8 protein-coding genes are annotated in these 10871 nt (G+C 55.6%); 2 read left to right on the top strand and 6 right to left on the bottom strand.

Translation table 11 applies throughout. The features are described 5' to 3' along the window. Window positions 1-211: 211 nt before the first annotated feature. The 3 genes from glsA to B9Y55_RS12590 all read right to left on the bottom strand — a co-directional run bounded on the left by glsA (window position 212) and on the right by B9Y55_RS12590 (window position 4859). A complete protein-coding gene (gene glsA, locus B9Y55_RS12600; RefSeq protein WP_085545698.1) occupies window positions 212-1129 on the bottom strand; it encodes a glutaminase A in 918 nt (305 codons plus the stop codon). 11 nt (window positions 1130-1140) lie between these two features. Next, entirely contained in the window at window positions 1141-2532 is a 1392-nt protein-coding gene (locus tag B9Y55_RS12595) for an alanine/glycine:cation symporter family protein (RefSeq protein ID WP_085545697.1), read from the bottom strand. Window positions 2533-2810: 278 nt separating this feature from the next. Next, window positions 2811-4859 (bottom strand): methyl-accepting chemotaxis protein, encoded by a 2049-nt coding sequence (locus B9Y55_RS12590; RefSeq protein WP_085545696.1) that lies wholly within the window; start codon window positions 4857-4859, stop codon window positions 2811-2813. A gap of 172 nt (window positions 4860-5031) precedes the next feature. On the opposite strand from B9Y55_RS12590, the gene B9Y55_RS13675 reads away from it, so the two are divergent. After that, a complete protein-coding gene (locus B9Y55_RS13675) occupies window positions 5032-5967 on the top strand; it encodes a M23 family metallopeptidase (RefSeq protein WP_327078447.1) in 936 nt (311 codons plus the stop codon). Here the strand turns inward: B9Y55_RS13675 and B9Y55_RS12580 are convergent. From B9Y55_RS12580 to B9Y55_RS12570, 3 genes are all read right to left on the bottom strand, one after another. Then, the gene (locus B9Y55_RS12580) at window positions 5960-6658 is read right to left on the bottom strand and encodes a GntR family transcriptional regulator (RefSeq protein WP_085545694.1); all 699 of its coding nucleotides are present in this window, start codon (window positions 6656-6658) and stop codon (window positions 5960-5962) included. The two genes, B9Y55_RS13675 and B9Y55_RS12580, sit on opposite strands and share 8 nt — an antisense overlap. Window positions 6659-6690: 32 nt before the next feature. Continuing rightward, window positions 6691-7746, bottom strand: a complete 1056-nt coding sequence (locus B9Y55_RS12575; protein ID WP_085545693.1) for a hypothetical protein — start codon at window positions 7744-7746, stop codon at window positions 6691-6693. 70 nt (window positions 7747-7816) lie between these two features. Next, complete coding sequence (locus tag B9Y55_RS12570) at window positions 7817-8923, bottom strand: DUF362 domain-containing protein (RefSeq protein WP_159448357.1); 1107 nt, start codon at window positions 8921-8923, stop codon at window positions 7817-7819. A 78-nt stretch (window positions 8924-9001) separates the two neighbouring features. Here B9Y55_RS12570 and mptA point away from each other — a divergent pair, with 78 nt between their 5' ends. Beyond that, on the top strand, window positions 9002-10456 hold the full coding sequence (gene mptA / locus B9Y55_RS12565) for a GTP cyclohydrolase MptA (RefSeq protein WP_085545691.1): 1455 nt from the start codon (window positions 9002-9004) through the stop codon (window positions 10454-10456). The last annotated feature ends 415 nt before the right edge of the window (window positions 10457-10871 follow it).

The following is a 10871-nucleotide window of genomic DNA, read 5'->3' as shown; positions in this document are numbered from 1 at the left end:
CGAATGGGGCGACAGGACGTCGCCCCAAGCCGAGGGGGCACAGGACGTGCCCTCCGAGGCGGTTCGTACGAAACAGGCAGGTCGAGTATACGATTGGGCGAAACAGGGCGCAGGCGGGACGGTCTCTCCGAGGGGACTCAAAGATGAGTTTTTAGAGATGCCCGAAAGATAAAGCGAGGGGCGGATCCGACCGGATCCGCCCCTCGTCTCGTTAAAGCACCCTACAGTGGAGCTGCTCGGAAATTGCGGCGAGGGCCGCTAGCCCCGCTACCGAGTTGCCCCTCTGGTCAAGAGGGGGACTGACGACCCCTATCCCCATCCTTCCCGGTACCGACGCCATAATGCCCCCTCCGACGCCGCTTTTTGCGGGGATACCTACGTTGACGGCGAACTCCCCCGAGCCGTCGTACATCCCGCAGGTGGTCATTATGGCCCTGACTATCCGGGCTGTCTGGGGGGATATGACCTGTTTCCCCGTGATGGGATTAAGGCCGTCGCAGGCGAAGGTCGCCCCTAAAATCGACAGGTCCTTGGCGTTTACCTCCATGCTGCACTGGCGGAAATAGACGTCCAGGATATCCTCGATATCCCCTTTGAGGCTTCCTACGCTCCTCAGGAAATAGGCCAGAGAGCGATTTCTGTCGCTGGTGTTCTTCTCCGATCGGTAGACCCGGTCGTTTACCTTTATATCTCCGTTCGCCATGAGATCTCTGGCCATGTCCAGAATAGCCTCTATTTTGCCCTCCCGCCCCTCCTCCGGCAGCAACGAGACCACCACTATGGCTCCCGAGTTTATCAGAGGGTTGTGGGGCCTGTGAGGGGCGTCCATCTCAAGCCTCATTATGGAGTTGAACGGGTCCGCTGTCGGGCTGTTGCCCACAGCTGAGAAAACGTTGTCCTTTCCCCGCTCCTCCAACGCCAGAGCGAGGGTGACCACTTTGGATATGGACTGCAACGTAAAGCGAAATTCGCAGTTTCCCGAGAGATACTGTGTTCCATCGCACTCTGTGACTGCCAGTCCAAAAGCCTCGGGGTCGGCCTTCGCCAGCTCCGGGATGTAGGTTGCCACCGAGCCCTTTGACGCCTGGATTGAGCTGGCTTGGGCTATTAGAGCCAGAGTCTCCTTCATAGATAGATCACCTAGCCTTTATAGTATTGTGAGAAAGCCTTTCTGTCTATCACCGGATCGTCGATTCCCGATTTGATCTGAGATTCGTAGTCGTCCATCATTTTGACCACTATGCCGGACAGAAGCAGTATGCCGATCAGGTTGAGAAGGGCCATTATGCCGTTGAAGAAATCCGCGAGCTCCCACACGAAGGGGACCGAGCTGGTGGCGCCGAACATGAGCATTCCCAGGACCATGACCCTGTATATTGCCAGTCCGCCTTTGCCGCAGTTGGGGAAGATGTACATGAGGTTGCTCTCGCCGTAGTAGTAGTTGCCCAGTATGGAGGTCCAGGCGAAGAACATCAGGGCTACGGCTATAAATGTCGGGCCCCAGGCTCCCAGCGTGGCCCCTATGGCTATCTGGGTCAGTTCTACGCCGGTTTTGCCGCTGTCCAATGTTCCGGACAGAAGTATTATAGCCGCCGTGGCGGTGCATATGAGGATCGTGTCCACAAATACCCCCAGCATGGCGGTGAATCCCTGTCTCGCAGGGTGCTTCACGTCGGCGGTGGCGTGGGCGTTAGGGGTGGATCCCATTCCCGCCTCGTTGGAGAAAAGTCCTCTGGATACGCCATACCTGAAGGCCATCGCTACGGTGTGCCCAAGGACACCTCCTGCTACCTGCTTAGCTCCGAAGGCGCTCTTGAATATCAGGGAGAAAACCGCCGGTATCTCGGAGATGTGGGTTACGACCACCACGAGTGAGCCAAGAATGTAGAGTCCAGCCATGAGGGGAACCACTATCTCCGCCACGTGGGCGATGCGCCTAAGCCCTCCGAATATGACGAGGGCAGTCATGACTATGGTGGCTCCTGCCACGTATACCTCGTTGAGGTTGAACGCTCCTCTGAGCCCTGCTGCTATGGAGTTACACTGTACTGCGTTGAAGATGAAGGCCATGGCGACGATGATGGAGAAGGCGAATAGAACCCCCATCCACTTCTGACCGAGCCCCTTTTCGAGGTAGTAGGCTGGGCCTCCGCGGTAGGTTCCGTCCTCGCTCTTTACCCTGAAGACCTGGGCTAGGGTGGCCTCCCCGAATATGGTGGCCATTCCAACCAGGGCGGTTATCCACATCCAGAAGATGGCCCCGGGGCCACCTGATACCAGTGCGGTTGCAACTCCTGCCAGGTTTCCCGTTCCTACCTGGGCGGCGAGGCCGGTGCAGAGAGCCTGGAATGGGGTTATACCTCCCTCAGCGGAGGTTCTGCCGCTGAACATGACCTTGAACATGTGTCCAAAATGTCTGATCTGAGGTAGCCCCAGTCTGATTGAGTAGAATATCCCCGTACCCAACAGAAGCCACACCATCAGCTTACCCCAAAGTATACCGTTTGCCGCACTTACCAATTCGTGAATCATCGGATAACCTCCCGAAAAAATAAAGATGGTCCTGCCCCTGAAGGCAAGCCGGACTATCTTAAACAAATATCCCGATTTGCGCAACTGTGTATGCAGAAAAGTTAGACGAGTTCGAGAGGTAAGTCTTTTTTTTCCGGTATATATGAATCTAAAAGCTGATCAGTTTCATTCACATTGCAGCCTTATATGTCTATATATCTGTGACTTTGGGACTTAGAGGCTCTATGAAAATTAATGACGGGGATCCCCCAAGGGACCCCCGTCACGGTTATTCCGGTCTATCTCAAAGCTGGGCTTTTCGATTTTTCCTTACCTGTGGAGAACGTAGCCAGTCTGTCCTGGATCGATTTCGACAGTAGGGAGACAGTCTCCGCCTCCTGGGCCACCGTCTCCGACGCCTTTGCTGTTTCGTCGGCGGAGCTTTTAACTCCGCTTATTTTGTTGGCTATATCCACCGTAGACCTGGACGCCTGGTCCACCGCGTTGGCCATTTCGTTGGCCGATGCCGCCTGCTCCTGGGAGGTGGCGGCTATATTCTGCATGGCGTCGTTGACCAGGGCGATCTGTCTTAACGTCTCGTCGAGGCCTGTCTTAGCTTCGTCGGCCTGCTGAACGGTTTGGGTCATTATTTTTCCCGCCTCGGTGGTTACGTCCACCGATTCCTTTGTCTGGCTCTGTAGGCCCTCTATAAGCTTTCCGATGCTCCCCGCCGCGTGGCCCGATTCCTCCGCCAGCTTGCGGACTTCTTCGGCGACCACCGCAAAGCCTCTTCCTGCCTCTCCTGCCCTGGCCGCCTCTATCGCGGCGTTCAGTGCGAGCAGGTTGGTCTGGTCGGCTATGGAGTTTATCGTCTCGATGAATCCGGTTATCTCCTGGACCGATCCGGTTAGGCCGGATAGGGTCTTTAGGCTCTTTTGGGCTTTCTCTCCTACGTCTTTGATGTCTTTGATTATCTTTGTCACGATCTCAACGGCCTCCTTGGAGGTCTTGCTGGCGTTTGCGGTGGCCTCGGTTCCCTGGGTCGCAGAGTTCGCCGCCATAGAGGCGCTGGAGGAAACCTCTTCGACTCCGGCGTTGGTCTCCTCAAGGGCTGCGGCGTTTGTCTCCGAGAGAACCGCTACGTCGGAGACAGACCGTCTCACCTCTTCCATGGCGGCGTTGGTCTGCTCGCTTGAGGCCGCCAGGCTTCCGGTGCTGTCGGCTATACTGTGGCTTTCCTCGGTGATGCCTTCGATGGTATCTCTGAGTCCACTGACCATAGAGGACAGAGCCTCTATCATCTCTCCCAGTGCGTCTTTTGCCCTGTAGCCTATGGACGACGGATCGACGGTCAGGTTTCCGTTTTTGATCTCCAACGCCATTGTCGATGCCTTTCTCAGAGGGGTCACAATGCTCTTAAAGGTCAGGAAAACCGCCAGTGCCACCGCCAGCAGGGCGAAGCCAGCCACCGCCAGCTGGACGGACGTAACCCTGGCGACCATGGCCCCGATAGACGAAAGGGGATAGGCGATGGCCAGGGATGGGCCGAAGGAGGTGGCGCCGTAGAAGGCCTCAAATGATTGGCCGATCCACTCTATCTCCATGGCTCCCGACTTGCCCGCCACCATCGATTTTGCCATAGATTGAACCGAGGGGGTGTTTTCGGTGTCTTCAGCCAGGTTTATCTCCATGATCCTCTCTTTGACCGGGCCTACCAGTATGACCCCTTTCGAGCTCAGAAGGATGGGATGGCCCTCTCCCAGTATCTGAAGCTGCCCGGCGAAGTTGACCAGTGACTCCATGCTCACGTCGGAACCCAGGACCCCTACCACCTTACCCGAGCTGTCCTCGATGGTCACGCAGAGGGAGAACACCGGTTTATTGGTTATCTTATCCACGTAAGGCTCGGTAATTATGACCTTGCCTCTTTCCCCCATCGCCTGGATGTACCAGCCTCTTTTCCGCGAGTCGAAATCGTCGGGCTGTTGAAATCTCGTCCCGTCGGAGAACTTCCCGTCCTTCTCGAAGCCGAAGTAGATGTCCTGAAATCCAAAGCCCTTGTTTGCCTCTGCCAGTTCTACCATCAGATCCTCCATAGGCTTTAGCTCGTTGATTCCCTCTTTGTTCCAGGCTCTCTCGGTCACCTTCGCAGCGTTGACCATGATAGCGGTCATCTTGTTCAGGTTTTCCTCGACGGTGAGGAGGGCTATCTTGACCGTCTCGTCTCCAGTCTTAATAAGTTGTTCGGTCAAAACACCTTTGCTCCTGATTGCTCCCACTCCGGCCATCACCGCTATTACCACCAGAACCGCTGCAACCATTGATATAAATTTGCCCTTGATAGACAAGAAAATCCCTCCATTTTCTCCGGTATACACAGATGGGCAATAGCCCTCCATAGGGTTATTGTGCCAAAAAAAACAACAGTCTGTATAGTATGCATTAGTGCCTGGGATGTCTTGTGCTTCGTCGATTTTAGTGTACAATTACGGGATATTCGGTCCTATAGGAGGAAAGTGCATGATTTCACGTGGAAGGATAGGTAGGGTCTGCTGTATTTTGGCCCTTTGGGGGCTGTTTTTTGGGGTAGGCGTCTGTCATGCTCTGGAGGTCGCTTTTTCCGCCCCCGAAAAGGTTCGGTTAGGGGAGCCTTTCGTGGTGTCGGTATCCATCGATGGGGAAGCTGACAGGTCGACCCTTTCCTGGAGAGGTAAAAATATCCCTCTCGACTTGAGGGAGGGGGAGGACGGCGTACTGACGGGGAGGGCCGTACTTGGCACCGATTCGATGGGGAAAACCGCCAAAGGGGAGGTCCTAAAGATATGGGTAGCGTCGAGAGGGACTACCTACCTCTCCAAGTGGCCTATCGATATCGTAGCCAAGGATTACCCCTCGGAGAAGCTATCCGTGGACCCCGCTATGGTCACCCCTCCATCGTCGGCGAGGGAGAGAATCGCCAGGGAGCGTCGCATGGTTAGAGAGGCTCTTGGCAGGGTTTCAAAGGAGGCTCTATGGGAGCTCCCTATGGTGAGACCTGTTCCCGGTGCGGTGACCAGCCTTTACGGAAAAAGGAGGGTCTATAACGGAGTGCTTAAAGGCCGTCACGGAGGGGTCGATTATCGGGCGGCCAACGGAACCCCCGCCAAGGCCGCCGCTTCCGGCGAGGTTATCCTGACAGGGGATCACTATTACGCCGGTAAGTCGGTTTACATCGATCACGGAGGGACGTTGATATCCATGTACTTTCATCTTTCCCGAATAGACGTAAAAGCAGGGCAGGTAGTCAGTGCCGGAGATGTTATCGGTCTGACCGGGAGCACCGGCAGAGTGACAGGTCCCCACCTTCATTTCGGCGTCGCCCAGGGAGGCCGGATGGTGGACCCGGCTCCCCTGATAGAGTTGAGTTTAGACGAGATGTCCGAGGCGAACTCTCAAGGCCGGATGGTTTTCAAATAGGGGCGGAAAAGCGAACTCCCCTTCTGACTATGGTGTTGTAGACGTGTTCCTCAAGGAGGGTCCTTGAACCAGCCCCGTCCCGCCTCTCCAGAGAGTCTATTATCTTACGATGTTCTCTGTAGGTCCGGTGTTCGCTGTCAGGGAAGGCGGTTTCCGGCGGCATGTCCAGCTCTATGTTGTAAAACAGGCCGAAGTGAAAGGTGTACAGCGACGACCTCCAGTAGGCTTGCCGGAAATATCTATCGAGGTATCGGTTTCCGGCAAGCTCCACTATTTTAGAGTGAAATTGCTCGTTGACCTGGGCGTACTCCGATTTATACCGGCCCAGATGAAACAGCGATCTCTCCCTTTCGTTCAGCTCCCTCAGGTATGAGATGTCTTTGTCGGTGACTTTCCCCGCCGCTATCTCTATAGCCTTGCCCTCCAGGGCGCTTCTGGTGGCGAACACCTCCTCCATGTCCTCTTTAGAGAGAACCGGAAGGGTGTAGCCTCTTCTCCCTTTGGTTTTGTCCAGGACGCCCTCGGCGACCAATCGACTCAAGGCGTGTCTCACCGGAGTTCTGCTGAGCTTTAGGGTTTCGGCGAGGTCTGGTTCGTAGATCCTGTCTCCCGGTCGGATCCTGTGTGCCACAATTTGGTCTATTATCATCATAAAAGCTTTTTCGTCGGCTTTGATTTTTTTCGTGTCCATTTTCCCTCTCCTCTGCCAAAATCTCTGCTATTTTAGTTTATCAGGATGAAAAGAGCCAGTAGAAGGGACGCCAAAAGGAAGAAAAACATCCAGGCTAAAGGGGAGGACCACATTCCGCCGGAACTCTGTTGATTCGACTCCGCCGGGACGGCCACCTTATAGCTCTCTCCTGCTAGGAGCTTTCCGTATATGCCCTCGGAAAGCTCCACCAGCACCTCAACGCTCCCAGTAGAGGTCGGAGAGACGTCGAGGATAGGCGCCGGGATCCGATCGGTTCCCCCTTTTGCCATGGCCTGCCTTATGGCGTGGGCTACCGCCGATCCCTCTTTTATGGTCACGTATATCAGGTCCCCGGTCCTTAAGGATGAAATGGCCCTGCCCCTCACAGGATCCACTATTACCCCACACAGAACGCTGACCTTTCTGACCTCTACCGCCTGCTTTTCCCCTTCACCTTCCTCTCCCTCTTTCGATGAGACGGGCCTGGTCCTGTCGTCAAAGTATTTCTGGCTGTCCCTCCCTGAGACCATCTCAACGGTTAAGGATAGCTCGAAACTTAAGGAAAGAGCTCTGTCGAGATCGCTCAAAAAACCCTCTCTCGCTTTCTCTATCATCTCCAGATCCTCGATTTCCGAGGCCAGCCGGTTCATCGTAGGTGGGTTGAAGAAGTCCTCGATGATGGAGACGACCTTTTTCCTGAGCTCTTTGTCCTGGAGGGACGCCTCTTCCTCCATCAACACCGACAGAGCCTGCCATGAGGCCTTTAGGTCGGCGTTTTTAAGCCCTCCGTAGCCTGTCCATAGGGCCAGGTAGAGGATTTCCCCCGAAAGGCCGTCCGCCAGAAGGACGAACATACCCCAGGCCCCTCCGGTGGACCTGGTCCTGAAGAGGGCCTTCATGGAGAGGTACATGCTGTTTTCGTCTAGAGGGCCTGAGGGCTTTATCTCCGATACGGGAATCTTAGCCTTAGGGGCTCCCTTTTTCGACAGCCTTTCCAGTGCCGAGGAAAGATTGGAGCGGCGCATCTCCTCCACTGACTTATGAAGTTTTTCCTTTGTTTTATGAAAGCTCTCCGATGATTGGGGCATCCTGCGCCTCCTCCGTGTTGAGCTGCCTGTATACGCCTATCTTACAGCGGTTTTGCGGTATCAGGCAAACCTATATGCGATCTAAGAGATCTAAAACCCTCAAAATAGCTCCTCTGTGCAGCTTTATGGCGTCCACGGGACACATTTCGTGGCAGCAATAACACCTTATACATCTGCCGTAGTCGAAGGAGAGCACCTTCCCCTCCTTCATAGTCAAGGCTCCTGCCCGACAGACCTGGACGCATTTTTGACACCCTACGCATCTTTCCCTGTCCTGTTCCGGCCTGGAGGATAAAATATCCCTCCCTATCCGATCCATCCAGGGAGGCAATAGCCTTAGAGAGTCCGATTTAGGAAGGTCGACCTTTGGGCTGAACGATTCGACGGAATCGCCTATTGTCCTAATTTCGTTGTAGGCCATTCCGTACGAGCGAGCGGCTCTGAGCAAAGGAAAATCCCCCTCTTTGACTCCCATCAGTGGGGAGAGTACCTGGTCCATCGCCAAAGAATCGTCTGAGGTGGATATGACACCGAAGAGCCTTCCTACCCCGTTAGAAGGACCTCTTCCCTCCATTCCCCATACTCCGTCCATGACGGTCAAGCATGGCCTCAGGTGATCCCATATCTCTATCAGCAACGAGGCGAAAACGTCCCTGTTTAGCCCGACTTTGTAGTGCCATTCCGCCTTTCTCTGGGCCACCACCGTCCCGAAGAGGTTTTTCACCCCTAGGGTCAAGGTCATCTGACAGTGGGTCTTCATCTTAGGTATGTTTATTATTTTATCAGACTCAACGGCCAGTCGTGAAAGCTCTATCTTCCTAAATTTTCCTCCTTTTTTCGTCCTGATAGGTATGGAGTCGATCAGTGGAAGGACCGGAACTCCCAGGGCCTTTCCGACCTCTCCTATGCCGGTCTTTCGGGAGACCAGAGGGAAGGGGTCCAGTCCTGGGCTGTCCCCTATTATCGGCTTGCCCCTACAGTCCAGGACCATCTCCGCCACCGCTTTGACCACCGAAGGGTGGGTGGTGACGTGGCGGTCGGGATTATAGGCCCCGAGCATATTGGGCTTTATCAGGACCGAATCTCCAGGGGATATGAAACGTTCCATACCCCCTAGATCTTTTACTGCGGCTATAACCGCTTGCCCCGCTTTATCGTAGGATGTACATTTTCTCATGGATACGGTGGGCATGGTTTTTCTCCCTTCTGGTACAATGTGGGCCACTATACTTTGCATCCATTAGGAGGTTCGGCTATGGTCTGTGGCCAAAGGGTTTTTCTGGCTCTAGGAGCCAATCTTGGAGATAGACAGGGAAATATACTTCAGGCACTTCAGTATCTTCAGGCTAAGTTAGAGGTAGTTAAGGTGTCGTCTTTTTACGAGACCGATCCGGTAGGGTATCTGGATCAGCCCCGTTTTCTGAACGCAGTGTGCGAGGTGGAGACCGACCTTTCCCCTCACGACCTTCTCCGTCTAGCCAAGTGGGTCGAGCAGAGGATGGGTCGGACGGTAACCTTCCGAAACGGACCTAGGCCTATAGACGTGGACGTGGTCCTCTACGGCGATACTGTGATGGACGAACAGGACCTCACGATCCCCCATCCCAGGATGGCCGAGAGGGCCTTCGTCCTGGTCCCACTGGCGGAGATAGCCCCCGATGTCGTCGATCCCAGATCCCGCTTGACGGTGTCGGAGCTGGCCCAGTCGGTGGACAGATCGGGGGTGAAAAAATCCCAGAGGTGTCTGAGGTTTCCTCTGGATAGGGACGTCCAGAAGGGGACGCCGGAGGTCCCATTTTCCCTGGGAAGGGTGGGGGTCACCGGCCTTGAGAGGATAATCCGTCTCGAGAGCGACCGAGGGACGTCCCTTTTTTACGCCAAAATGGACCTTTTCGCCGACCTGGACGGCTCAAAGGCGGGGGTACATATGTCCCGGTTCAGCGAGATCCTGGAGGAGGCGGCGGAGGAGGCCGCCGGTTCATCCGCTCCCGACATAGAGACTATGGCGGAGAGATTGGCCTTTTTGGTCGCCGAGAGGCAGGAGGCCCTCAGATCGGAGGTCAGGATAAGGGCCCACTTCCCCCTCAAAAAGCATACACCTATATCGGGAAAGCTCTCCCAGGAGATCTACACCTTTATAGGTATCTCCGCCTGTGACGGCAAGTCCTGTAGGACCGTCTCCGGCGTCGAGGTCGACGGCCTCACCGTCTGTCCCTGTGCCCAGGACATGGTGAGATCCCACTCGAAGGGCTTGCTCGTATCCCAGGGTTACGGCGAGGACGAGGCGGAGAGAATAGTGGACCTCCTCCCCCTTGCCTCCCACAACCAGAGAGGTAAGGCCACCTTGATGATCGGTGGAGCCGGGGCGATCAAGGCGGAAAACCTGGTCCATCTCGCCGAGGCCTCCATGAGCTCGGAGATATACGAGCTACTGAAAAGGCCCGATGAGTTCTTCGTGGTCAACAAGGCCCACACCAACCCCAGGTTCGTCGAGGACGTCGTCAGGGAGATGCTCAGAAACGTCGTCGAGGTGTCCCCCGACCTGCCCGACGATTCCTTCGTGCTGGCGAGACAGGAGAACTTCGAAAGCATACATCGGCACAACGCTTTCGCAGAGCGTTCCGCCCTCCTGGGCGACCTCCGGCTTGAGATGGAGGGCCTAAGGCCCGGCCGCCCTATGTCTCTGGACCGGTGGTTGATGGGAGTCTAGCTTAGGCGAAGCTCTAAAAACTCACCTTTGAGTCCCCTCGGAGAGACCGTCCCGCCTACGCCCCTGTTTCGCCCAATCGTATACTCGACCTGCCTGTTCCGTACGAACCGCCTCGGAGGGCACGTCCTGTGCCCCCTCGGCTTGGGGCGACGTCCTGTCGCCCCATTCGTACTACACAACGGCAGGTCGAGTATACGGGCTCAAATGGGCTACGTCGTAACGATCTCTCCGAGGGGACCCCGCTATTAAGCGAAGCTGGAGGCGTTCTTCAGGGCCCAGACGGTGTCTATGACCTGACGGTTTTCCCTGACGTCGTGGACTCGGACTATCTCCACGTCCTGCCATACACAGAGGGCGGTCGCGGCCAAGGTGGCCTCAAGCCTGTTCGCCGGGTCCGACTCCCCTAGCACCGCCC

Source organism: Dethiosulfovibrio salsuginis, from assembly GCF_900177735.1.
Taxonomy (GTDB): Bacteria; Synergistota; Synergistia; order Synergistales; family Dethiosulfovibrionaceae; genus Dethiosulfovibrio; species Dethiosulfovibrio salsuginis.
This window is presented reverse-complemented; position numbering and strand designations above follow the sequence as displayed.